Annotated in this window: 23 protein-coding genes and 1 pseudogene; 12 read left to right on the top strand and 12 right to left on the bottom strand. The window is 72.1% G+C overall.

Going from position 1 to position 23,503, the window contains the following annotated elements:
- Positions 1-27 precede the first annotated feature (27 nt).
- Together ACIBUY_RS25010 and ACIBUY_RS25005 are read left to right on the top strand one after the other, a co-directional pair.
- Positions 28-1,641 (top strand): MDR family MFS transporter, encoded by a 1,614-nt coding sequence (locus ACIBUY_RS25010; RefSeq protein WP_399153762.1) that lies wholly within the window; start codon positions 28-30, stop codon positions 1,639-1,641.
- A gap of 132 nt (positions 1,642-1,773) precedes the next feature.
- A complete protein-coding gene (locus ACIBUY_RS25005; protein ID WP_399153761.1) occupies positions 1,774-2,919 on the top strand; it encodes a PQQ-dependent sugar dehydrogenase in 1,146 nt (381 codons plus the stop codon).
- Between the two features lie 76 nt (positions 2,920-2,995).
- Here the strand turns inward: ACIBUY_RS25005 and ACIBUY_RS25000 are convergent, their stop codons facing one another.
- The 4 genes from ACIBUY_RS25000 to ACIBUY_RS24985 form a co-directional block, all read right to left on the bottom strand.
- Positions 2,996-3,460, bottom strand: coding sequence for a pyridoxamine 5'-phosphate oxidase family protein (locus tag ACIBUY_RS25000; RefSeq protein WP_365574580.1), 465 nt, complete (start codon positions 3,458-3,460; stop codon positions 2,996-2,998).
- Positions 3,457-3,990 carry a GNAT family N-acetyltransferase gene (locus ACIBUY_RS24995; RefSeq protein WP_365574583.1) on the bottom strand — a complete coding sequence of 178 codons (534 nt, stop codon included), beginning with the start codon at positions 3,988-3,990 and terminating at the stop codon, positions 3,457-3,459. Before ACIBUY_RS24995 ends, ACIBUY_RS25000 begins: the two co-directional genes overlap by 4 nt.
- 28 nt (positions 3,991-4,018) lie before the next feature.
- The gene (locus tag ACIBUY_RS24990; RefSeq protein WP_365574586.1) at positions 4,019-4,879 is read right to left on the bottom strand and encodes a hypothetical protein; all 861 of its coding nucleotides are present in this window, start codon (positions 4,877-4,879) and stop codon (positions 4,019-4,021) included.
- A gap of 97 nt (positions 4,880-4,976) precedes the next feature.
- Positions 4,977-6,269: an ROK family transcriptional regulator gene (locus ACIBUY_RS24985; protein WP_365574589.1), complete on the bottom strand. Its 1,293-nt coding sequence runs from the start codon at positions 6,267-6,269 to the stop codon at positions 4,977-4,979.
- 203 nt (positions 6,270-6,472) lie between these two features.
- Between ACIBUY_RS24985 and ACIBUY_RS24980 the strand changes: the two genes are divergently transcribed.
- Genes ACIBUY_RS24980 through ACIBUY_RS24965 form a run of 4 tightly spaced genes read left to right on the top strand, consistent with a single transcriptional unit; the run spans position 6,473 to position 11,091 of the window.
- Positions 6,473-7,789, top strand: a complete 1,317-nt coding sequence (locus ACIBUY_RS24980; RefSeq protein ID WP_365574593.1) for a sugar ABC transporter substrate-binding protein — start codon at positions 6,473-6,475, stop codon at positions 7,787-7,789.
- A 14-nt stretch (positions 7,790-7,803) separates the two neighbouring features.
- The gene (locus ACIBUY_RS24975) at positions 7,804-8,811 is read left to right on the top strand and encodes a sugar ABC transporter permease (RefSeq protein ID WP_365574596.1); all 1,008 of its coding nucleotides are present in this window, start codon (positions 7,804-7,806) and stop codon (positions 8,809-8,811) included.
- Entirely contained in the window at positions 8,804-9,676 is an 873-nt protein-coding gene (locus ACIBUY_RS24970; RefSeq protein ID WP_365574599.1) for a carbohydrate ABC transporter permease, read from the top strand. The genes ACIBUY_RS24975 and ACIBUY_RS24970 overlap by 8 nt, the downstream gene beginning before the upstream one ends.
- Before the next feature lie 41 nt (positions 9,677-9,717).
- A complete protein-coding gene (locus tag ACIBUY_RS24965) occupies positions 9,718-11,091 on the top strand; it encodes a GH1 family beta-glucosidase (RefSeq protein WP_399153760.1) in 1,374 nt (457 codons plus the stop codon).
- A gap of 106 nt (positions 11,092-11,197) precedes the next feature.
- On the opposite strand, the gene ACIBUY_RS24960 is transcribed toward ACIBUY_RS24965, so the two are convergent.
- Genes ACIBUY_RS24960 through ACIBUY_RS24950 form a run of 3 tightly spaced genes read right to left on the bottom strand, consistent with a single transcriptional unit; the run spans position 11,198 to position 13,709 of the window.
- Positions 11,198-11,464 carry a metal-sensitive transcriptional regulator gene (locus ACIBUY_RS24960; protein ID WP_365574605.1) on the bottom strand — a complete coding sequence of 89 codons (267 nt, stop codon included), beginning with the start codon at positions 11,462-11,464 and terminating at the stop codon, positions 11,198-11,200.
- On the bottom strand, positions 11,461-12,027 hold the full coding sequence (locus tag ACIBUY_RS24955) for a rhodanese-like domain-containing protein (protein WP_399153759.1): 567 nt from the start codon (positions 12,025-12,027) through the stop codon (positions 11,461-11,463). Before ACIBUY_RS24955 ends, ACIBUY_RS24960 begins: the two co-directional genes overlap by 4 nt.
- Before the next feature lie 50 nt (positions 12,028-12,077).
- Positions 12,078-13,709, bottom strand: coding sequence for an FAD-dependent oxidoreductase (locus ACIBUY_RS24950; RefSeq protein WP_399153758.1), 1,632 nt, complete (start codon positions 13,707-13,709; stop codon positions 12,078-12,080).
- Positions 13,710-13,999: 290 nt separating this feature from the next.
- On the opposite strand from ACIBUY_RS24950, the gene ACIBUY_RS24945 reads away from it, so the two are divergent.
- Entirely contained in the window at positions 14,000-14,941 is a 942-nt protein-coding gene (locus ACIBUY_RS24945) for an SDR family oxidoreductase (RefSeq protein WP_399153799.1), read from the top strand.
- Between the two features lie 56 nt (positions 14,942-14,997).
- On the opposite strand, the gene ACIBUY_RS24940 is transcribed toward ACIBUY_RS24945, so the two are convergent.
- Both ACIBUY_RS24940 and ACIBUY_RS24935 read right to left on the bottom strand, forming a co-directional pair.
- A complete protein-coding gene (locus tag ACIBUY_RS24940) occupies positions 14,998-15,237 on the bottom strand; it encodes a hypothetical protein (RefSeq protein ID WP_365574614.1) in 240 nt (79 codons plus the stop codon).
- A 56-nt stretch (positions 15,238-15,293) separates the two neighbouring features.
- Positions 15,294-16,097, bottom strand: a complete 804-nt coding sequence (locus tag ACIBUY_RS24935) for an alpha/beta fold hydrolase (protein ID WP_365574617.1) — start codon at positions 16,095-16,097, stop codon at positions 15,294-15,296.
- A gap of 87 nt (positions 16,098-16,184) precedes the next feature.
- Between ACIBUY_RS24935 and ACIBUY_RS24930 the strand changes: the two genes are divergently transcribed.
- The 3 genes from ACIBUY_RS24930 (at position 16,185) to ACIBUY_RS24920 (ending at position 19,631) form a co-directional block, all read left to right on the top strand.
- Positions 16,185-17,099 (top strand): MerR family transcriptional regulator, encoded by a 915-nt coding sequence (locus ACIBUY_RS24930; protein ID WP_365574620.1) that lies wholly within the window; start codon positions 16,185-16,187, stop codon positions 17,097-17,099.
- An 87-nt stretch (positions 17,100-17,186) separates the two neighbouring features.
- A complete protein-coding gene (locus ACIBUY_RS24925; protein ID WP_399153757.1) occupies positions 17,187-18,173 on the top strand; it encodes a hypothetical protein in 987 nt (328 codons plus the stop codon).
- A gap of 141 nt (positions 18,174-18,314) precedes the next feature.
- A complete protein-coding gene (locus tag ACIBUY_RS24920; protein WP_399153756.1) occupies positions 18,315-19,631 on the top strand; it encodes an LCP family protein in 1,317 nt (438 codons plus the stop codon).
- A gap of 53 nt (positions 19,632-19,684) precedes the next feature.
- Here ACIBUY_RS24920 and ACIBUY_RS24915 read toward each other — a convergent pair whose 3' ends face one another.
- On the bottom strand, positions 19,685-20,512 hold the full coding sequence (locus ACIBUY_RS24915) for an endo alpha-1,4 polygalactosaminidase (RefSeq protein ID WP_399153755.1): 828 nt from the start codon (positions 20,510-20,512) through the stop codon (positions 19,685-19,687).
- Between the two features lie 317 nt (positions 20,513-20,829).
- Here ACIBUY_RS24915 and ACIBUY_RS24910 point away from each other — a divergent pair, with 317 nt between their 5' ends.
- Both ACIBUY_RS24910 and ACIBUY_RS24905 read left to right on the top strand, forming a co-directional pair.
- Positions 20,830-21,225, top strand: coding sequence for a nitroreductase/quinone reductase family protein (locus ACIBUY_RS24910; RefSeq protein WP_399153754.1), 396 nt, complete (start codon positions 20,830-20,832; stop codon positions 21,223-21,225).
- An 81-nt stretch (positions 21,226-21,306) separates the two neighbouring features.
- Positions 21,307-22,035, top strand: a complete 729-nt coding sequence (locus ACIBUY_RS24905; RefSeq protein ID WP_399153753.1) for a ribonuclease H — start codon at positions 21,307-21,309, stop codon at positions 22,033-22,035.
- A 14-nt stretch (positions 22,036-22,049) separates the two neighbouring features.
- Here ACIBUY_RS24905 and ACIBUY_RS24900 read toward each other — a convergent pair.
- Positions 22,050-22,892: pseudogene (locus ACIBUY_RS24900) on the bottom strand (family 16 glycosylhydrolase); the annotation flags it as partial.
- Between the two features lie 247 nt (positions 22,893-23,139).
- Positions 23,140-23,397, bottom strand: a complete 258-nt coding sequence (locus tag ACIBUY_RS24895; RefSeq protein WP_399153752.1) for a Rho termination factor — start codon at positions 23,395-23,397, stop codon at positions 23,140-23,142.
- Positions 23,398-23,503 lie beyond the last annotated feature (106 nt).

Here is a 23,503-nt window from a genome sequence, read left to right as displayed (position 1 = left end):
CGCACCCGCACATCGGAGTACCCCGCAATGACGCACGCCCCCGCATCCGAGGGCATGGACACCGCAGCAGTACCGGCGGCCGACGAGAGCGGCACCGTCAAGCCGGCCAACTTCGGCCTGATCTTCGCCGCGCTGATGCTGACCATGCTGCTCGGCGCCCTCGACCAGACCATCGTGTCCACCGCCCTGCCGACCATCGTCGGCGAGCTCAACGGCATCGAGCACATGGCGTGGATCACCACCGCGTACATCCTCGCCGCCACGATCGGCATGCCGGTCTACGGCAAGCTCGGCGACCTCATGGGCCGCAAGAACATCTTCCTGGCCGGCATAGCCCTGTTCCTGGTGGGCTCGGTGGTCTGCGGACTCGCCCAGAACATGGGCACGTTGATCGCGGGCCGCGCCCTCCAGGGCCTCGGCGGCGGTGGCCTCATGATCACCTCGCAGGCGATCATCGCCGATCTGGTGCCGCCGCGCGAGCGCGCCAAGTACATGGCCCCGATGGGCGCCGTGTTCGGTCTGTCGTCCGTGGTCGGCCCGCTGCTCGGCGGCTGGTTCACGGACTCGCACTCCTGGCGCTGGGCGTTCTGGGTCAACCTGCCCCTCGGCGTCCTCGCCCTCTTCGTCGCCGCCGTCGCGATCAAGCTGCCCCGCAAGGCCGTCGAGGTCACGCTCGACTACCTCGGCACCGCGCTGATGGCCGCGGCCGTCACGTGCACCGTCCTGTTCGCGAGCTGGGGCGGCACGCAGTACGCCTGGTCCGACCCGCTGGTCGTCGGGCTCGGCGTCGGCGCGGTCGCCGCGTGGATCCTGTTCTTCGTCGCGGAGAAGCGCGCCAAGGAGCCGGTCATCCCGCTGCACCTGTTCCGCAGCCCGATCTTCAACGTCGCCACGCTGCTCGGCATGATCGTGATCGGCCTCGGCATGTTCGCGATCGTCGGCTACATGCCCACGTATCTGCAGATGGTCTACGGCAAGACGGCCACGGAGTCCGGCCTGCTCCTGATCCCCATGGTCGTCGGCATCATGGGCACGGCCCTGCCGTCCGGCGCGATCATGTCCAAGACGGGCCGCTACAAGGTCTATCCGATCGCCGGCACCGCGATCATCATGCTCGTCGCGTACCTGATGTCGACCCTCGACGTCTCCGACCCGGTCTGGCTCGTGTGCCTGTACGTCGGTCTCGCGGGCGCCGGTGTCGGCCTCATGATGCAGACCCTCGTCCTCGCCGTGCAGAACGACTTCCCGGGCAGCGAGGTCGGCACCGCCACCTCCGCGAACAACTTCTTCCGGGAGATCGGCGCGACGCTGGGCACCGCGGTGGTGGGCGCCGTGTTCGCGAGCCGTCTCACCGACAAGCTGGCGGCCGGCATTCCGCCGGAGGCCGCCGCGAAGGTCGGCGACAGCGACGCGCTGACGCCCGCGCTCGTGCGCGCGCTGCCCGCGGATCTGCGCGACACGGTCGTCACCTCGTACCAGGAAGCGCTCGTCCCGATCTTCCTGTACCTGCTGCCCGTCTTCGCGGTCGGCCTCGTCCTCGCCTTCATCCTGAAGGAGAAGCCGCTGGCGGACACCGCCGACTGGCACGCGGAGAACGCCGGTTCCGCCGCCGTGCAGGAAGAGCCCGCCCCGGTCGCCTGACCGGACTCGTCGCCCCTGCGCGCGGTGCCGCCCGCGCGCAGGGGCGCTTCTTGGTCTATACCAACCTGCCGTGCCCCAGTAGTCTCCTGCGTGCCCAGTGCACCACCCATCCCCCCACCCCGGAGGATCACGGTGAACGTTCGCACGAGAAGCTCGGCGATACTCGGCACCCTCTGCCTGGTCGCCTCCCTCGCCCTGACCACGGCCTCAGCCGACTCCGCCGATGCCACGCGCTCCGCGGAGATCGCTCTCACGCACGTGGCCACCGCAAAGAATCCGACCGCCGGTACTGCCGGTCCGGGCGGCACCGTCTGGATCGCCGAACGCGCTGGCACCGTACGGGTGTTGAGCCCCAAGGGGCTCGGCGCGCCCGTCCTCGACATCTCCGCCGAGACCACGACCGACGGCGAGCGCGGCCTGCTGGGGATCGCGTTCGACCAGCGGTTCGCGCACTTCTACATCTCGTTCACGAACCTCGAAGGCACCAGCACCATCGACGAGTTCGCGGTGCGCGGCGGCACGATCCAACAGAACACGCGGCGCACCGTCCTGACGCAGACGCAGCCCTACGACAACCACAACGGCGGCGACATCAAGTTCGGCCCCGACGGATACCTCTACATCGCTCTCGGCGACGGCGGCTCGGGCGGCGACCCGCAGGGCAACGGACAGAACCTCGGCACGCTGCTCGGCAAACTCCTGCGGATCGACCCGGCCGGCGGCCGGGCGAGCGGCAAGCCCTATGCGATCCCCGCGGACAACCCGTTCGTGGCCGACCCGAACGCGAAGGGCGAGATCTGGGCGTACGGGCTGCGCAACCCGTGGCGGTTCTCCTTCGACGCGGGCACCGGCGACCTGTACATCGGCGACGTCGGGCAGAGCGACTGGGAGGAGATCGACCGGGCGCCCGCGAGCAGCAAGGGCGGCGAGAACTACGGCTGGTCCCAGATGGAGGGCACGCACCCCTTCCGCGGCGGCACCGAGCCGGCGAACCACGTGCCGCCGGTCCACGAGTACGACCGCACGGGCCTCGGCTGCGCGGTGACGGGCGGGTTCGTCTACCGAGGCAGGGCGATCCCGGACCTCCAGGGCCAGTACGTGTACAGCGACTACTGCGACGGCACCATCCGCTCCCTGCAGGTGAAGAACGGCAAGGTGACGGGGGTGCACGACCTCGGGGTCAACGGCGGTGAGGTCATCTCGTTCGTCCAGGGGTGCAAGGGCGAGCTGTACGCGCTGGCGATCGGCGGCGCCGTCTCCCGCATCGACCCGGCGTGACGCTTCCCGGTGGTGACCGGGTGCCCCTCTCCGCGTGCAGTGGCGAGGGGCATCCGCGTCCGGTCCGGCTCGCGGCTCAGTCCTCGACGAGCCAGCGGCCCTCGCGCATCACGTCACGGTCCGCGAGCTCGTTCACCTCGCGCCAGGCCTGGATCAGCACCGGCCGGACGCGGAAGTACAGGTAGCGCTGGTCGATCGCGCGCGGGTCGAACCCGGTCTTCGCCGCGAACGCGTCGCCGAACTCCTGTGAGATCTCGTCGTCGCCCAGCGCCTCGCCGACGCCCTCGACGCGGACGACGTCCCGCGTGCCGCCGATCGCGAGGTGCGCCGTACCGGTGGCGAGGAGGTTGCGGGCGAGCGGGTTCGTGGCGCGGGTCGACAGGTACAGCACCCCGTCCCGCCACAGGAACGACAGCGGCATCAGGTACGGCTGCCCGTCCTCGGCCGCCGTCGCCACCCACGCGTCGACGTCGCGTTCGAGCCGGTCGAGGGTGTCCTGCTTGCGCTGCTTCGCGGGGCGGGCGGGTGCGGCCTTGTTCATGACGCTCTCCTGCGGGTGGTGTCCAGCGGTGCGGCATAACACCGTACGTCGATCAACCGGCCGCCGCCCCAGTCCTGTTGACCCGCGCCGAGGAACTCCCAGCCGAGGCGTTCGTAGAGCCGGATCGCGGCCGTGTCGGTGGCGACGACGTCAAGGACGGCCCGGACCGCACGCCGCTCGGCCTCGCGCACCGCCTGCCCGAGCAGCAGCGCACCGCAGCGCAGGCCGCGCGCCGACGGCCCGACGAACAGCCGCCCGACGACCCGCGACGGCGTCGACAGCAGCCCCGGCGCCACGTCCCCCGCCGCGACCGCGGCCAGCGCGACGTGCCCGACGACCCGCCCGTCCACCTCGGCGACCCATGCGGTCGCGGCGTCGTCGTGGGCCAGCCAACGGGCCGGATCGGCGGGCCAGTCGGTGGGGTAGCGGTCCGCGAGATGAACCTCGCGCAGCACGGCGACGCAGGCCGGCAGGTCGCGGTCGGTGCGGCCCCTGACGAACGGCACGGGACCGTCGGCGATGTCGTTCATGGCGCCATCGAAGCATGCGTCCGGGCGGTCAACGCGGCCGGGAGGCCCGGTACGCGAGCCCTTGCGCGAACGCGTCCCGCACGCTCGCCGCGAGATGCCGTGCCCAGCCGGGGGCCGTGTCGCCGCGCAGTTCGCTCCAGCAGGCGAGGGCGTAGCCGAACTCCTGCGGGCTCAAGTAGCCCATGTGGTGCGGGGGTTCGTCCCTGCGGCCGGTCAGCATCCAGTCGGTGAGCTCGCCGAGTGCCGTCACCGAGTAGCCGGTCGCCTTGACGTAGCTGTCGGCGGCGTTCGCCGTGAGTACGCCCATGCCCAGATGCACGGTGGCGAGATCGGTGAGGTCCTCCTCCTCGCCGGGGCCGAAGGTCCTGTTCTCGACGTGCCGTTCGCCGATGAGCCGCGCGTGCGCCACCTCGTGCGCAACGAGCGCCGCGAACGCGTCGGGCCGGTCGGCCACCGACCGGTTCAGCGAGATCTCGGCGCCTTCCGCCGTCTTTCGGTAGGTGCCGACGGTGTGCCGCTTCGTGGGCGCCGGGCCCGGCGGAGGGTCCAGCAGGACCAGGGAGATCGCCGTGATGTCCGCGCCCATCACCGCGCCGATCCGGCGCACGAGCGCCTCGGCTTCCGCCTGCGTACAGGTGAAGTCCGAGGGGGCGAAGCCAGGCATGGCGACCGTCCGCAGCGGATCGGTGGCCGGCCCGAACTCCCGCGCGCACCAACGCAGTCCCCACTCGATCCACTTGCGCTGCCGCTCGGGAACGGGGCAGGCGTCCACCGGATCGGCGCGCAGCCACGGCTTGTCACCGGTGGGGCTGATGCCGCGGGGGCGCCGGGACCCGCGCCGGTCGTCGTCATCGCCGCGCAGCCAGTCCGCGAACCATCGACCACTCATACCGCCCCCCGTCGCCCTCGGGCACACCCCCAGGCTCACGGTAGGTCATCCGGTAGCGGGCGTCAGGCCCCTGACCACGGGCCGCGCGGAACGCGGCTCACCCCCGCCGCGCCACCAACGCCCGCCGCCACCCGGCCAGTTCCTGCACCCGCGCCGGTTCCGCCCGGCGGCCGCCGCGGGCGAAGAAGCCTGCCAGCGGCAGGGTGGCCGCGCCGACCGTGACCGCGTCGGGACCGAGGCGGCCGAGTTCCACGCCGACGCGGCCCAGCGGATAGTCGAGGGCGTACGTGCCGATGTGCGCGCGGACCGACTCCAGGAAGCGGGGGCCGAGTCGCAGGCCCGCCCAGCCGCCGATCAGGATGCGCTCGGGCTGGAAGAGATTGACCAGGTCGGACAGGCCCGCGCCCAGGTACTCGGCGGTCTCCGCCAGTACGGAGAGCGCCAGGTCCCGCTCACCGGCCGGGCCCCCGTCCTCGTACGCCGTCGTCAACAGCTCGGCGAGCGCGGCCTCTTCACCGGCGTCGCCGCTCGGCGTGCCGCCCGCCTCCCGCCACCGTTCGACGAGCGCCTGCGCCCCCGCGTACGCCTCGAGGCAGCCGAGGGCTCCGCACCGGCAGCGCCGCCCCTGCACCCGTACCGTCAGATGCCCCCACTCGACGGCCCGCCCCTCGGCCCCGTCCTCGGTGACCACGCACGCGCCGACACCGGAGCCGAACAGCACCACGACCGCGCTGCCCGCCCCGCGCCCGGCGCCGAACCACATCTCCGCCTGGCCGAGCGTCTTGGCGCCGTTGTCGATGAAGTAGGGGATGTCGGCGGGGAGTTGGCAGCCCTCGCGCAGCAGCCGCTCCAGTTCCACCGCCCGCCAGCCGATCGTCTGGCCGTGCACGACCGCGCCGCGCCCGGGCTCGCGCGCGACGATGCCGGGCACGCCGACGCCCACCCCGAGCAGCCGCCCGGGATCCGCGCCCGCCGCGGCGAGGACCTCGGCCACCCCGTCGCGTATGTGCCCGACCACCACGTCGACGGCGTACCCGTCGCGCACCGCCAACGGCCGTTCCACCCGGGCGAGTTCGGTGAGGACGAGATCGAACAGCTCGACGCGGACCAGGTTCTCGCCGACGTCGACCCCGATCAGCAGGCCGCAGTCGGGCGCGATCCGCAGCAGCGTGCGCGGCCGCCCGCCGTCGGACTCGACGCTGCCCGCCTCCTCCACCAGCCCCTCGGCGACCAGCTCCGCGACCACATTGCTGACGGAACCTGAACTCAGCCCGGTGGCCGGCCCGAGCTCGTACCGGCTCAACGGTCCATCGAAATACAACTGTTGCAATAGGGCCGCGCGGTTCTCCCGTCGCAGGTCGTGCACCGTACGCCCGTTCCGCCCGGCCATGTTCTCCCTCTCCCTGCGCCCACACGGCCTCAACAACCGCCGCCCAGCGCAAGATACCCGTGCCGGGGCTCTTGACGCCCTCTTCTTGTGCGGCTTAACTCACAGCCTAAATTAAGCCCTGAGGGCGTTCACTTCTTGAAGTCGCGCAGGACACCTGCTGTGAACGCGGTCGGGCCCCCTCCGGATAAGGGACACCTGGAGCCATGAGCAGAATCCGAGCCGCAGCCGTCGGCGCCGTCACCCTCTCGCTCGCCCTCGCCGCGACCGCCTGCGGCGGTGGCTCGTCCTCGGGGGGCGGGTCCAACGACTCCCCGAAGACCCTGACCTACTGGGCCTCGAACCAGGGCAAGGACATCGCGACCGACAAGAAGGTCCTCCAGCCCGAACTCGACAAGTTCGAGAAGAAGACCGGGATCAAGGTCAAGCTCGAAGTCATCCCGTGGTCGGATCTGCTCAACCGGATCCTCACCGCGACCACGTCGGGCCAGGGTCCCGACGTCCTCAACATCGGCAACACCTGGAGCGCCTCGCTGCAGGCCACCGGCGCGCTGCTGCCGTGGGACGCCAAGCAGTTCGACAAGATCGGCGGCAAGGACCGGTTCGTCGACTCGGCGATCGGCTCGGCCGGCGCGCAGGGCAAGGACCCGGCCGCGGTGCCGCTGTACTCGATGTCGTACGCGCTCTACTACAACAAGAAGATGTTCAAGGACGCGGGCATCACCAAGCCGCCGACGACCTGGGACGAGGTCGTCGCCGACGGCAAGAAGATCTCCAAGGACGGCAAGTGGGGCCTCGGCGCCGAGGGTTCCAACCTGTCCAACAACATCCACCAGATCTTCGTCATGGCCAAGCAGCGCGGCACCGACTGGTTCACCGCGGACGGCAAGCCCGACTTCACCTCGGACGGCGCCGTCGCGGCCGTCAAGCAGTACGTCGACCTGATGGGCAAGGACAAGATCATCGCGCCCGGCAACGCCGAGTACGCGCAGAACCAGTCCCTGAGCGACTTCTCGAAGAACAAGACCGCCATGATCCTTTGGCAGGCCGCCTCGACCACCTTCGAGTCTCAGGGCATGAGCCCCGACGACTTCGGCGTCGTCCCCGCGCCCGTCCTGTCCGGCGCCCCCGGCACGGGCAACCAGACCAACTCGATGGTCGCCGGCATCAACATCGCCGTATTCAAGAACACCAAGAACCTCGACGGCGCCTCGCAGTTCGTGAAGTTCATGACCAGTGACGAGGAGTCCAAGCTCCTCAACAAGACCTACGGATCCATTCCGCCGGTGAAGGCCGCGCAGGAGGACGCCGCCTTCAGCTCGGGCGCCACCGCCGTGCTCAAGCAGACCCTCGCCACCAGCGCCGCACCGCTGCCGCAGGTCGCCGACGAGTCGCAGTTCGAGACCGCCGTCGGCACGGCCGTCAAGGAGCTGTTCGCCGACGCCGCCGCCGGCAAGGCGGTCACCACGGAATCGGTGAAGGCCGCGCTGGACAAGGCGCAGCAGTCGATGCCGAACAAGTGAGTGCGGAGACCGACATGACCACGACCGCCACCTCCCCCGCCGAGGCGGGGGAGGGGCCGGCCGTCGGCAAGGAGTCCCCCGGGTCGGCGAGCGGCAAGAGCCGCCGCCCCGGGCGGATCCGCCGGATCGGCCTGCCCTACCTGCTCCTGCTGCCCGCGCTGGTCCTCGAGCTCCTCGTGCACCTCATCCCGATGGTCATCGGCATCGTGATGGCCTTCAAGGAGCTCACGCAGTTCTACATACGCGACTGGGGCACGGCCCCGTGGGCCGGCCTCGACAACTTCAAGGTGGCCGTCGACTTCGACGCCCCGGTCGGCCAGGCCCTGCTGCACTCCTTCTTCGTCACCTGCCTGTTCACCCTGCTCTCCGTCGGCCTGTGCTGGGCCATCGGCACGGCCGCGGCGATCTTCATGCAGGAGACGTTCAAGGGCCGCGGCATCCTGCGGGCCATCTTCCTGATCCCGTACGCGCTGCCCGTCTACGCCGCCGTCATCACCTGGGTCTTCATGTTCCAGCACGACAACGGCCTGGTGAACCACGTCCTGCACGACCAGCTCGGCGTCACCGACAAGCCCTCGTTCTGGCTGATCGGCGACAACAGTTTCTACGCGCTGCTCACCGTCTCGGTGTGGAAGGGCTGGCCGTTCGCCTTCCTCATCGTGATGGCCGGACTGCAGAACATCCCCAAGGAGATGTACGAGGCCGCGGCCCTGGACGGCGCGGGCCTGTGGCAGCAGCTGCGCCGCATCACGCTGCCGTCACTGCGCCCCGTCAACCAGGTCCTCGTGCTCGTCCTGTTCCTGTGGACGTTCAACGACTTCAACACGCCGTACGTGATGTTCGGTAAGGCGGCACCGAAGAACGCGGACCTCATCTCGGTCCACATCTACCAGTCCTCGTTCGTCACCTGGAACTTCGGCTCGGGCTCCGCCATGTCCGTGCTGCTCCTGCTGTTCCTGCTCGTCGTGACCGGCCTGTACCTGGCGCTCACCTCGCGGGGAAGGAAGACCGCCGATGTCTGACACCACTGTGCGGCACCGGTCGCCGATGGCCGCGCCGCGGTCCTTCCTGTGGACCCGCCGGATCTTCCTGACCCTGCTCACCGGCTTCGTGCTGCTGCCCGTGTTCGTCATGGTGACCAGCTCGCTCAAGCCGCTGCAGGACGTCCAGGGCAAGTTCCGCTGGATCCCCAGCGGGCTGACCGTCCGCCCGTACATCGACATCTGGAAGACCGTCCCGCTCGCGAAGTACTTCACGAACTCGGTGATCGTCGCGGGCGCCGCCACCGTCTGCTCGGTGATCATCGCGGTCTTCGCCGCCTACGCGGTCAGCCGCTACCGCTTCCGGGGCAAGCGCGTCTTCACGGTCACTGTCCTGTCGACGCAGATGCTGCCCGGCATCCTCTTCCTGCTGCCGCTGTTCCTCATCTACGTCAACATCGGCAACGCCACCGGAATCGCCCTGTTCGGCTCGCGCGGCGGACTGATCCTCACGTACATGACGTTCACGCTGCCGTTCTCGATCTGGATGCTCATCGGGTACTTCGAGTCCGTGCCGCGCGATCTCGACGAGGCCGCCCTCGTCGACGGCTGCGGTCCGCTCGGCGCCCTCTTCCGGATCATCGTGCCGGCCGCGATCCCCGGCATCGTCGCCGTCGCCGTCTACTCGTTCATGACGGCCTGGGGCGAGGTGCTCTTCGCATCCGTCATGACGAACGACGAGACCCGCACGCTCTCGGTCGGCCTCGGCGCCTACGCCAACCTCAACGACGTGTACTGGAACCAGATCATGGCCGCCTCGCTCGTCGTCAGCGTGCCCGTCGTCGCCGGCTTCCTCCTGCTGCAGCGCTATCTCGTCACCGGTCTGACCGCGGGCGCCGTCAAGTGACCGACTCCCGCACCACCCCGCCCTTCGGTGAAAGGAACCCCGTGTCCGACCCCCACTCCTGCGTCGACCTCTCCGCCTTCCCGCACGACTTCCTGTGGGGCACGGCCACCGCCGCGTACCAGATCGAAGGCGCCGTCGCCGAGGACGGCCGCGCCCCCTCGATCTGGGACACCTTCTCGCACACGCCGGGCAAGGTGGCGGGCGGCGACACGGGCGACGTCGCCTGCGACCACTACCACCGGTGGCGCGAGGACTTCGCCCTGATGAAGCAACTCGGCACGAACGCCTACCGGTTGTCGATCGCCTGGCCGCGCATCGTCCCCGGCGGCGACGGCCCGGTGAACACCAAGGGCCTCGACTTCTACGACGAGTTGATCGACGCGCTGATCGCCGAGGGCATCACGCCGATGGTGACCCTCTACCACTGGGACCTGCCGCAGGCGCTGCAGGACCGGGGCGGCTGGAGTTCCCGGGAGACCGCCGAGCACTTCGCCCGGTACGCGTCCGTCGTCGCCGAGCGGCTCGGCGACCGCGTCAAGCACTGGACGCCGCTGAACGAGCCGCTGTGCTCCGCGTGGATCGGCCACCTCGAGGGCACGATGGCCCCGGGCCTGACCGATCTGACCGCCGCCGTGCAGGCCTCGTACCACCTGCTGCTCGGGCACGGCCTGGCCACGCGGGCGATCCGCGCCGCCGTGCCGGACGCCGAGGTCGGCATCGTCCTCAACCTCGCCCAGGTCACGCCCGCCACCGACCGCCCCGAGGACGTCGCCGCGGCCCGTCGCCAGGACGGCCACGCCAACCGCTGGTGGCTCGACCCGGTGCACGGCCGTGGCTTCCCCGCCGACATGGTCGAGGTGTACGGCGTCGAACTCCCGGAGCAGGAAGGCGACTTGGCGGCCATCGCCGAGCCGCTCGACTGGCTGGGCCTGAACTACTACTTCCCGTCCGTGATCACCGACCACCCGGCGGGCCCGGCGCCCTACGCGCAGGCCGTGCGCCGCCTCGGCGTTCCGCGCACCGGCATGGACTGGGAGGTCGACGCGGACGGCATCGAGTCGCTGCTGCTGCGCCTCACCGAGGAGTACGGCGCCCGCAAGCTGTACATCACCGAGAACGGCTCCGCGTTCCCGGACGTCGTCCGCCCCGACGGCACCGTCGCCGACCCGGAGCGCGAGCAGTACCTCGTCGACCACATCGCGGCCTGTGCCAGGGCCGTGCGCAAGGGCGCCCCGCTCGCCGGGTACTTCGCGTGGTCGCTGCTCGACAACTTCGAGTGGGCGTACGGCTACGACAAGCGGTTCGGCCTGATCCACGTCGACTACACGACGCAGGTGCGCACCATCAAGGGCAGCGGCCACCGGTACGCCGACCTCGTGCGCCGCCACGGGGCGCGGGTACGCCGCGCCGCCTGAGGACGCCGCCTCGGCGGGGCCGACCGGAAGCGGCCCCGCCGAGGCGGTTCGTGGGGGTGTGTCCGTGCGGGTGTGTCCGTGCGGGTGTGTCCGCGCGGTCGTGCTCTCACGCCAGCGACAGGAACAGCTTCTCCAGCTCGTCCTCGGTGAGCGGCGGCTGCTCCCCGTCGGCGGCACTCATGCAGTCCCGCATCCCGGAGGCGATGATCTTGAATCCGGCCCGGTCCAACGCCCGGGAGACGGCGGCGAGTTGGGTGACCACGTCCTTGCAGTCACGGCCCGCCTCGATCATCGCGATGACCCCGTTCAGCTGACCCTGGGCGCGCCGCAGCCGCTTGAGGACGGCGTCGCTCGCCGCCGGGTTCCCGCTCATGCGCGCAGCTCTGCGCGGGCCACGTCGAGCGCGCCCGGCCGCGGCCGGTTGAACGGCAGCCGGCCCAGCACCGCCGCCATCCCGCAGGTGTTGCTGAGCCCGGAGTACACGAGCCCGGACGCGACGCCCGCGGCCACGAGGCGCCCCTTCGGCGCACGCCGGCCGAGCGCGAGCCCGAGCAGCACGAGCGACCCGGCGGCGAACCGCACCTGGCGGTCCATCGCCCAGACCGTACGTCCCTCGTGCGCGGCCGTGTCGACGGGCAGGCCCTCGGCGGTCCAGGCCTGCGTGCCGCCCGCGAGGCCGACGGCGTCGATGCCCGCCTCGGCGAGCGTCGCGCAGGCCGCGGCCGAGCGCACGCCCGCCGCGCACACGACGACGAGGCGGCGCCGCTGCGCCGCGTCCCGCAGGTCGGGCAGCAGGGCGTCGAGGTGCTCGGCCGGCACGTTGACGGCGCCGGGCACGTGACCGGCGGCGTACTCGCCGGGCCCGCGCACGTCCACGACGAGCGTGTCGTCGGCGGACCGGGCGTGCAGTTCGGCGGGGGCGAGGGTGGTGCTCATGCTTCTCCCAGGTGAAGTGACGTGATCTGTACGGTGGTTGAGGGGGGTGGTCATGCGGCCTGTCCCGCGGTCCAGGTGGCGTAGCCGCCGTCGAGGTTGACCGCGTCCCGGCCGAGCCCCGCGAGCAGCCGCAGCGCGGTGTGGCCGCGCAGGCCCACCTGGCAGTGGACGACGAGGTCGCCGTCGGGCAGCTCGGTGATGCGCTCGCGCAGCTCGTCGAGCGGGATGTTCACCGCACCGGGGATCGCGCCGCGCGCGTGCTCCGCGGCCGTGCGGACGTCGACGACGGTGGCCCCGGCATCGCGCACGGCGGCCAGCTCGTGCCACTGCACGGTGCGGTCCGTGCCGGTCGCCAGGTTCTCGGCGATCATCCCCGCCATGTTCACCGGGTCCTTCGCCGAGCCGTACGGCGGCGCGTACGCCAGCTCCAGATCGGCGAGGTCGGGCGCGGTCAGGCCGCCCGCGATGGCGGTCGCGATGACGTCGATGCGCTTGTCCACGCCGTCGGCGCCTACCGCCTGTGCGCCCAGGATCCGCAGGTCGGAGGGGTCGAAGAGGAGCTTGAGCGCGATCGGCGACGCACCCGGGTAGTACCCGGCGTGCGAACCGGGGTGCAGATGGATCGCCTGGAAGGCGCGGCCCGCGGCGCGCAGCCGCTTCTCGTTCCAGCCCGTGGCCGCCGCGGTCAGGCCGAAGACCTGCACGACGGCGGTGCCGGTGGCAGGGCGGGCGCCGACCGGGCGTCCCGCGATCGCGTCCGCGACGAGCCGGCCGTGCCGGTTGGCCAGGTTCGCCAGCGGCACGAGCGTGCTCTCGCCGGTCAGCCCGTCGCGCTTCTCGGCGGCGTCGCCCACGGCGTACACGTACGGGTCGCTGGTGCGGCCGCTCTCGTCCACGGCGATCCCGCCGCGCTCGCCGACGGCCAGTCCGGCCTGCTGCGCGAGCCCCGTCTCGGGGCGGACCCCGATCGCCATCAGGACGACGTCGGCGGGCACGGTGCGCCCGTCGTCGAGCAGCACCGTGTTCTCGGGGGCCGCGCGGACCTCCTTGAGCTGCGTGCCGAGCGCGACATCGATCCCGGCCGCGCGCAGCTCCCCGGCGAGGGGCGCCGCCATCTCCGGGTCCAGCGGCGGCAGCACCTGGTCGGCCAACTCGACGAGCGTGACGTCGAGACCCCGGTGGCGCAGGTTCTCCGCGGCCTCCACGCCGATGAACCCGGCGCCGACCACGACCGCGCTGCGGGCACCGGCCTCGAGCGTGGCGGCGATCCGGTCCGTGTCGGTGACGTCCCGCAGTGTGAACGCCCGCTCGACGCCCGGCAGTTGGGGGACGAAGGGGCGGGCGCCCGGGCTCAGCACCAGACGGTCGTACGACTCCACGTACTCGTCGCCGGTCGTGAGGTCCCGCACCCGTACGGTCCGGGCCTCGCGGTCGACGGCGACCGCCTCGTGGCGAACTCGGACGTCGAGCCGGAAGCGGGCCCGCAGCGCCTCGGGCGTCTGCACCAGGAGTGCGTCCCGCTCCTCGATGACGCCGCCGAGGAAGTACGGCAGCCCGCAGTTCGCGTAGCTGACGTGCGCGCCGCGCTCCAGCACGACGATCTCGGCGCTCTCGTCGAGCCGACGCAGCCGGGTGGCCGCGGACATGCCGCCCGCCACGCCTCCGATGACCACGACCTTCACGGGAACCTCCTGGTGACACAGTGGAATCTATACCCCCGAGGGTATCAGCAATACCCCGGGGGGTATCGAGGGGCGAAAGTCCCGACCCTGAAGCCGCCGACGAGCCGCCGACGAGCCGCCGACGAGCCGCCGACGAGCCGCCGACGAGCCGTCGGAAAGCCGCCGGAAAGCCGCCGGAAAGGCCGACAGAAGATGTCCGGATTCGCGGGGATGCTGTGAGGACGAGACGGAAGCCCGGGCCGTCGATGGCGGACCCGGAACCGGGAGACGAAGGTGACGACGTGGACCAGATGCAGCAGGACAACGACCGGCCCGACGACCAGGCGCCCCTGAGCGGCAGGGTCGCCCTGGTCGCCGGGGCCACCCGCGGCGCGGGCCGCGGCATCGCCGTGGAACTCGGCGCGGCGGGCGCCACGGTCTACGTCACCGGCCGCACGACCCGCACCCGGCGCTCCGAGTACGACCGCGCCGAGACCATCGAGGACACCGCCGACCTGGTCACGGCGGCGGGCGGCCACGGGATCGCCGTCCCCACCGACCACCTCGAACACGACCAGGTCAAGGCGCTCGTCGCGCGCGTCGACCGCGAACAGGGCCGGCTCGACGTCCTCGTCAACGACATCTGGGGCGGCGAGTCCCTCTTCGGCTGGGGCGACCCGGTCTGGGAGCACGACCTCGACAAGGGGCTCAGGCTGCTCCGCCTCGCCGTCGAGACGCACGCCGTCACCAGCCACTTCGCACTGCCGCTGCTCCTGCGCAGGCCCGGCGGACTGGTCGTCGAGGTCACCGACGGCACGGCCGAGTACAACGGCACGCGCTACCGGAACTCGTTCTTCTACGACCTGGCCAAGAGCTCCGTGCTGCGCATGGCGTTCTCCCTCGGCCACGAAGTGGGCCCGCGCGGCGCCACGGCGCTCGCCCTCACTCCGGGCTGGATGCGCTCGGAGATCATGCTCGACGCGTTCAAGGTCACCGAGGAGTCCTGGCGCGACGCGCTCACCGCCGAGCCGCACTTCGCCATCTCCGAGACCCCGCGCTACACCGGCCGTGCCGTCGCCGCACTCGCCGCCGACTCGGACGTCCACCGCTTCAACGGCACCTCGCAGTCCAGCGGCGGCCTCGCCCAGGTCTACGGTTACACCGACCTGGACGGCAGCCGCCCCGACGCGTGGCGCTACCTGGTGGAGGTCCAGGACGAGGACAAGCCGGCCGACGTCACCGGCTACCGCTGACGCGCGCGACGCCCGGCCCGCCCTCCGGGCGGACGAAGGGACTTTGCGGGCTCGTCCTAGATCCCGTCCTCGGGGTCGGCGACCTGCGTGGGCCAGACCCCGCTGCCGCCGCCACGCCATTCGACGAGGTCCGGGTCGTCGAGCGGTGCGTCCTCGAGGCCCGCCCGGCGCAGGAACTCCACGACGTCCGCCACCGACGTGGCGAGCCCCGCGTCCTCGCCGCGGATGTAGACGCGCCGCCCGCCGGGCTGGGCCGCGTGCACGACAACTGAGGGGTATCCGTCCAGTCCGTCCATGCCCTCAGCTTCGCCGCATCCGACAGCCGCCGCACGCGGGGTTCGAAGACCGGTTCTCAATCGGCGGCCGCTGCGCCCGTGGCGGTGAGCCGCGCGCCCTCGTCCGCCGCGGCCCGCAGCAGTACGGCGGCGACCTCCCGCGGCGCGGACAGCATCGGCCAGTGCCCCGTGGCCAGCTCGAAGTACCCGACCGTGGGCAGCGCCAGCTTCGCGAACCGGGGGTCGCCGCTCGCCACCAGGGACGCGATCGTCGCGATGCCGGGACCGCCGCCGAGCGTGCAGAAGATCCCGGTCGTCGGGAGCTCGGACGGCAGCGGCGCGGCCATCCGCAACGCCTGCGTCAGCACCCCCATCGGCATGGGCGCCGCGTACCCGGAGAGCCGCTCGCGCTCGGCGGGCCCGAGGTCCTGGAGGTCGCCCCAGACGCGGACCTCCGACAGGGGCGGGGGCGGCACGCGCACCCCGTCGCCCTCGGCGGCCGCCCGCTCGACGAGGTATGCGCGCACCTCGTCCGTCACCAGATCCATCGCGCTGTCCCCGTCGCCGGGCAGGCCCGCGTCCAGATACACGAGCCGCGCGATCCGCTCAGGCCTGCGCGAGGCGGCACCGAGCGCCGGGTGGATGCCGTAGCAGTGCCCGACCAGGACCACGTCGCGCTCGGGCACGTGGTCGAGGAGCTGGACCAGATCCTCGACGTGGGTGTCCAGGTCCGTGGTGGGCAGGGCGAGATGACGCCGGTCGCCGAGCCCCGTGAGCGTCGCCGGACACACCCGGTGCCCCGCGCCGCGCAGCGCCGCGGCGACGTCCCGCCAGATCCAGCCCGCCGTGTAACCCCCGGACACCAGCACGAAAGTCGTCATGGTGCGTCGACCCCTTCTCCTCGGATTCTTCTCGGACGTGTCGTGGACGCACGTACCGTAGGAACTCCCCCGAAGGGAGGTTCAAGCGTGGCGACGGACCGCGACGAACGAGGCATGGGCATCGGAGAGCTCGCCGAGCGGGCCCGGACGAGCGTGAAGGCCGTCCGGTTCTACGCCGACCGCGGCCTGCTGCCCCAACTGCCGCGCACCGGCGGCGGCCACCGCAGATTCGGTGCCGAGGCACTCCAACAGCTGCGTACGATCAGGGCGTTGCGCGCCCTGGACGTGCCCGTGCCGGACATCGAGCGCGCGCTGACGGGGGAGCGGGCCCTGCGGGACGCGGTCGCCCGGCGCCTGACGGACGTACGGGGTGAACTGGCCGCGCTGCGCTGGCGCGAGAGCGCGCTGCGGCTCGTCGAGGAGTCCGCGTCCCCGGCCGAACGCGCCGACCGGCTCGCCGTGCTCGCCGCCGCGCCCCTGCCCCCGGACACCACCGAACTCGCCCGGTTCTGGCGCCGCCGCCTCCCGCTGCGCCGACTGCCGCGACCGCTCGCCACGGCGGTCGTCGACGCCGCCGTGCGCACCCCGCCCGCCGACCCCGCCCCCGACCGCCTGCTCGCGTACGCCCGGTTGCACGCGCACGCCCGCACGGCCGTCGCCCCGCGGCCCCCCGCGCGCGACGCCGGCTGCGACCCGGTCGTCCTGTACGAAGGTCTGGACGTGGCCTACGAGTTGGGCGCCGCCGAGTTGACGGCGGGCCGTGCACCCGGTCCCGGGTCCGCACTCGACGCGTTCGTCGCCGCGCACGCACAGGCCCAACAGGCCAGGGACACAAGGGAGTTCAGGAGGCTGCTGCGCGGTCTGCTGCACCGCACCGCGCAGCCCGACGTCGACCGCTACTGGCAGCTCACCGCCGAGGTCGACCCGGCCGCGCCCCCGACGATGGGCGCCGCCCACGACTGGCTCTTCGCCGCGCTCGGGGCGGACACGGCACCGTCGTAGGTCCGATGCGCGCCTCCGCCACGCGGCGGAGCCGGACCGTCCCCGCGGTGGACGTCGCGCACACCCCGGTGTCGCGACACTCCGGTCATGAACGCATCCACCGTCCAGCGGTACGCGGGCCTCGGCGCTGCCACCACCCTCTCCCTCTACCTCGGCGTGAAGGTGGTGTGGGTGGGCGTGGGCCTCGCCGGCGCCGGACCCGCCGAGGCCCGTTCGAGCCCGGGGGAGTGGGTCCTGCTGAACGCGGTGACCGTCGTCATGGCCGCGGTCGGGGTCGCCCTCGGCCTCGCGCTCGCCCTGCCGTTCGGCCGCCGCCTGCCCGCGCCCGCCGTGCTGTTCTTCGCCTGGACGGCCTGCGGATTCCTCGGCTCGCTCGTGCCGTACGGCGTCGTGCTCGCGGCGCTCGGTGCGGCGGGCGTCGACCTCGACGGGGGCGGCGCGCACAGCACGGACGACGGCGACGCACTGCCCGCCTGGGAATCGGCCCTGATCACCATCGGCTTCGCCGGAATGGCGATCGGGGTCGCGCTCGCCCTGCCCCTCTACCTCCGCGCCCGCTGGCCGCACGTCTTCCGGGGCGAGGCCGGACGGCCCGCGCTCGTGGTGTCACTGCCCCGGTTGCTCATCCTGACGGCAGCCGCACTCGCCCCGGCAGCGCTGTGGCTCTACTGGTCCGCCGGAGGCAGGAAGGGCCTTCGGCCGGGCGCCTCGGACTGGGAGTTGAGCATCCGCCTGCTGATCGGCAACGGCGCCCTGTGGGCGGTGCTCGGCACCCTCGGCGCCTGGCTGCTCACCGGGCGGCTGCTGCGCGGCACCCCACTGTGGCTCGCGATGACGCTCGCCTTCGTAGGCTCCGGCTCCCTGTTCGCCTGGAACGCCTGGCGGCTGGCCTGCGCGGTGCTGCGGCCCGGCGACTACGAGCCCTACCAGCGCATGCCGCTCGCCCTCGCCGAGCACACGGTCGCCGTCGGTGCGGGCGCCGCCCTGCTGGCCCTGGCGCTGCGGCGGTCGAGGCCGCGGGAGGCCCACGGGTGCGGGCAGGACGGTGAATCGGCGAGCACCACGCGGCAATAAGCGGCATAACGGTGTAAATCGGGCCTAGCGTGCGGATCCAACTGATCTGGCCGATCCGACCAACTGATCCGGCCAACTGATCCGGCCAACTGATCCGACCGACTGATCCGAGCGATCCGACTGCTCCCGGCGGAGGTATGCATGCCCCCACACCGTTCCCGTCGCCGCCACGCCCTGGCCGCCGCCCTGCTGACCGGCACCCTCGCCTGGACCGGCGTCGCGGGCGCCGATCCCGGCCCCGCGCCCGCGCCCGACGGCGCGGCGGCCGGGCTCGGGCACGGCACGAACCTGCTCGTCGCCGGGCTCGACCGGCGCAGCAACCTGACCCGCGAAGAGATCAACCGGCTGCACGTCGGCGGCCAGGAGTGCAACTGCACCGACGTGCTGATGCTCGTGCACATCGCCGCCGACGGACACCGGCTCAGCGTCGTGTCCCTGCCGCGCGACTCGTACGTGCCGTTCGCGCCGCACGACCACCCCGCACACAGCGGCAAGATCAACGGGGCGTTCAAGCACGGCGGCGCCGACCTGACCGTACGCACCGTCGAACGCGCCACGGGCCTGCACATCGACCACTACCTGGAGACCGACTTCCGCCAGTTCGCCGCAGCCGTCGACGCGCTGGGCGGCGCCGAGGTCTGCACCGACACCCCCCTCACCGACGAGAACTCCGGCCTGAACCTCGCCGCGGGCACCAGCGACCTCGACGGCCGCGGAGCCCTGCGCTACGCCCGCGCCCGCCACGTCTTCCCGCCCGGCGACCTGGGCCGCGTGCGCCGCCAACAGCGCCTGCTGCTCGGCCTGTTGGCCCGCCTGTCGGACGCCAGGCTCTTCCAGGACCCGGTCGCCACCGCGCGCACGGCCCGCGCCCTGCTCGCCCATGTGCGCACCGACGGCCACACCGACGCCCGTACGCTCGTCTCGCTGGCCTGGGCGATGCGCGAACTCACCCCGAGCCGGACGGAGTTCGCCACCGTACCGATCAGCGACTTCGACCACCGCGTCCCGGACTGGGGCTCCACCCTGCTGTGGGACGAGCCGCGCGCGGAGCAGATCTTCGCGGCGTTGCGCGACGACCGGCCCCTCGCCGCCGCCCGGCAGCCCGGCGGCCCGGTCGCCGTCGGTATGCCGCCGTCCGCGACCCGGGTCACGGTCGACGACGCCAGGACCGCCGCGGGCCTGAGCGCCAGCGGCTTCGACGTCAGCGAGGCGCCCGCCCCCGCGATCCGCCCGTCGGGCCCGACCGTCGTCACGTACGACCCCGAACGCGCCCGCTACGCACCGTCGTTGGCCGCGGCCCTGCCCGGCGCCCGGCTGCGCCCCGTGACCGGCTTCGGGCCCGTCTTCCGGGTCGAGGTCGGCGCCGAGGACCGCGGCGTGACGCAGGTGACGTACGACCGCAGCATGGTGGAGGGCGCACCCGTCACCGGCGACCGGCTGCGCTGCCCGAAGGGCTGAACGGCCGGCGGGCCTGGCGGGTCGAGGGTGCCGGGACCCTCGACCCGCCAGGTTCAGCAGGTCCTGCGCACGTACCCCGCGTCGCCCGCGGGCCGCACATCCCGGTCCCGCAGCACGATCGAAAGACGCTCGCCCCAGGCGCGGCAGGCGCGCGTGAAGTCGGCTGCGCGGTATTCGACGACGAAGACCCGGTCGTCGTACGCGGAGGCGTAGTCCCCGCACTCGTCGTAGCGGGCGCACTCCTCGGCCACCGCGAAGTCGAAGCCCATGGCCGCGTGCCGCGGCAGCAGTTCGGCGGTGTTCTTCTGGCCGGCGGCGAGTCCCGCGGTGTGCGCCCGCTCGGAGATCAGCGCCGCGTACGCCGCCGCGTCCGACGCCTTCAGCAGGCCGCGGGAGCGCGTGTAGGAGTCGAGGTTGTCGGGCTCGACGGCCTGGTGACCGGAGTCCGCGCAGCCGTCGATCCACGGCCCGACGACCTCGACGAGCCGCGCCCGCTTGTCCGCCGTGGACAGGTCGAGCAGCGCCTCGTCCCAGTCCTCGTCGATCACCGGCCGGCCGTGTCCGTCGCGCAGCAGCAGATCGGGATGGTTGCTCTGCCACCAGGGCAGTGCGTCGGGCTGGGCCTGGAACGCGTTGACGTAGCAGACGTTGTAGAGCCCGCGGGCCGGGGCAGCGCTCCGGTCGCGGACGACCGCCCGTACGCCGGAGGGCGGCGGGTAGGCGCCGCCGATCTGGTAGTCGAAGTCCTGGTGCGGCGTGGGCAGTTCGACACCCCCCGTGCGCTCCGCGGAGTCCGGCGCCGACGAGCAGGCCGCCAGCAGGAACACGGCCAGGACCAGGAGCAGGGCGGACGGCCGTCGGGCCGGCGGAACGAAGATCACCACAGCACCTTAGGGCCCGGACCCGCCGGTCTTCCGCAAGGGACGCACCCGCGGCCGCGCCGGTCGTGACGCACCTCACGCCCCGCCCCGCCACCGGCGGGAACAAGCCTGCCCCCTTGCCCGTTGAACCCACCGTGGACACGGATGGAACAGTGTCCCCGGGCCTCACCCACAGCCCGCAGGGAAGATCGTTCGGCTGAAGCCCTGCGGAGCCCCCCGCCGAGAGGCGACCGCCATCCGTGCCCACCTCTCAGCCGCCCCGGCCGTGGTCCCCCGTCACGGCCGGGGCATTCTCGTGCGCGGCTACAGTGCCGCACATGTCGCGCTCTCATGAGACCAAGCACCGGATCGTCACCACGTTCCAGCGGAGGGTCGCCAACCCGCTGTCGAAGCGGCTGCCCTGGCAGACCCTGCTGGAGACCACGGGACGCACCTCGGGGCTGCCGCGCAGGACCCCGCTCGGCGGGCGGCGCGTGGGGGACTCCTTCTGGATCGTCTCCGAGTTCGGTCTCGCCTCGCAGTACGTACGCAACATCCAGGCCGACGCGAAGGTGCGCGTCCGGCTGAACGGGCGCTGGCACACCGGCACCGCCCGCCTCCTGCCCGACGACGACGCACGGGCCCGCCTGAAGGCACTGCCCCGCTACAACAGCGCGGCCGTCCGCGCCCTGGGCACCCAACTCCTCACGATCCGCGTGGACTTCGACGACTGACGCCGCGGCGAGCCGCTCGCCGCGGCGTCAGTCGTTGGGCGTGGACATGCCAGTAGTGCTCGATCGGGCGCGGGCCCTGGCATGATCGGGGGCATGGCAGAACGTGTGATCGCCGCGTGTGACGGCGCGTCCAAAGGAAACCCCGGGCCCGCCGCATGGGCCTGGGTCATCGCCGACGGCGACGAGAAGCCCGTGCAGTGGGAGGCCGGCGCGCTGGGCACGGCGACGAACAACGTCGCCGAACTCACCGCCCTGGAGCGGCTGTTGAGCACCGTGGATCCGGCCGTGCCGCTCGAGGTGCGGATGGACTCCCAGTACGCGATGAAGGCGGTCACCACCTGGCTGCCCGGCTGGAAGCGCAAGGGCTGGAAGACGGCCGCGGGCAAGCCCGTCGCCAACCAGGAGCTCGTCGCCCGGATCGACTCCCTGCTCCAGGGCCGTACGGTCGAGTTCAGGTACGTGCCCGCGCACCAGGTCGACGGCGACCCGCTCAACGACTTCGCGGACCGGGCCGCCAGCCAGGCCGCCGTCCAGCAGCAGGACGCCGGCAGCACACTCGGCTCGCCCGAGCCGCCGCCGTCGTCCCCCTCGTCGAAGGCGCCGAAGCCGTCGAAGTCGTCGTCCGGGGCGGCACCCCGCTCCGCGGCTGCCGGCAAGCGGGCGGCCTCGTCGTCGGGGTCCGCCTCGGCGCGCACGCTCAAGGCGAAGTACCCCGGCCGCTGCCGCTGCGGCCGCTCGTACGCCGCGGGCGAGGACATCGCCAAGAACCCCGACGGCTGGGGCCACCCGGAGTGCCGCACCTCGGACTGAGACGGCTAGCCGTTCGAGACCCGGACGTAGTCCACGACCAGTTGCTGCGGGAACTGCGTGCTGCCGTCCGGGTCACCCGGCCAGTACCCGCCGACGGCCAGGTTGAGGATGATGAAAAACGGGTGCTCGAACACCCACTGGTTGCCGCCGACGTCGGCGGGGGTGCGGGTCTGGTAGACGTTCCCGTCCACCGACCACTTGATGGAGTTCGGCGACCAGTCCACGGCGAACGTGTGGAACGCGTCCGCGAACGCCTGTCCGCCGGGCAGCGAGTAGCCGGCGCCGATGCCGCCCGACCCCGAGTAGCCGGGCCCGTGGATCGTGCCGTGCACCGTGGACGGCTCGAAGCCCACGTTCTCCATCACGTCGATCTCGCCCGACGCCGGCCAGCCCACCGAGCCGATGTTGTCGCCGAGCATCCAGAACGCCGGCCACATGCCCTGCCCGCGCGGCACCTTCATCCGCGCCTCGACGTGCCCGTGCGTCGTCGTGAACCTGCCCGCGGTGTTCAGGCGGGCCGAGGTGTACTGACAACTGCCGTACCAGCACTGGTAGTTGCCGGGGTTCTCCTTGCGGGCGGTGATGACCAGATGGCCCTGGCCGTCCAGTGCGGCGTTGTTCGCGCCCGCGGTGTAGTACTGCCGCTCGTGGTTGTTGACGTTGTCGCCGGTCTCGATCTGCCACTTCGACCCGTCGGCGGCGGCGCCCGCGGGCCCGTCGAACTCGTCGGCGAAGGTGACCGCGGCGGCCGAGGCCCCGCCGGTCCCGGCCGCGTTCGCCGTGGGGACGAGCGCGGCGCCGGCACACAGGAGCGCGGCCGTGGCCAGGGAGAGTCTGCGGCTCAGAGGTATGCGCATGGAGCATCACGTCACTTCGGGTAGGGGGATCGTGCCTGTCCCGGGCACGCCAGAAAGTGAAGACAAGAGAGATGCGCGTGGTGCGTTAACTTCAAGAGTTGATTTAAGGGGCGCTCGGAAGGGTCGTCAAGGTGTTCGTCCGTACCAATGCACGCCAACTCGGCCGCGCGGGCGGCCAGTTGATCGCCGCGCGTACGGCGCAGGGCCCCGGCGTCCGCGACGCCGGGGCCCTGCTGGGGGAGCGGTTCTAGTGCGAGCGCAGCGCCTTGACGAGCTCGTCCTTGGACATCCGAGAGCGGCCCTCGATGCCGATCTTCTGGGCCTCGCGGTACAGGTCTTCCTTCGTGCGGTCCTCGTACGCACCCGCCTTCCCGCCCTTGCGGCCGGTCGCCGAGCGTGACGAGCGCGCCGCGTCGTTGGCGATGCGGGCCGCCTTCTCCTTGCTCGCGCCCTCGCGGCGCAGCGCCTGGTACGTCTTCTCGTCCTTGATCTGTGCACGCGGCACGGTGATCACCTCCGGTACGACGGGACGGATCTTCGCCCCCCCTTCCTGCCTACCCCGGGTGGGCCGCGGGCGCGAGGCGAAACCCGTACTAGGGTTCCGGCAGCGT

The organism is Streptomyces sp. NPDC050085, assembly GCF_044460595.1.
Taxonomy (GTDB): domain Bacteria; phylum Actinomycetota; class Actinomycetes; order Streptomycetales; family Streptomycetaceae; genus Streptomyces.
Note: the sequence above shows the minus strand (reverse complement) of the source record. Positions and strands in the feature narration are given on the sequence as shown.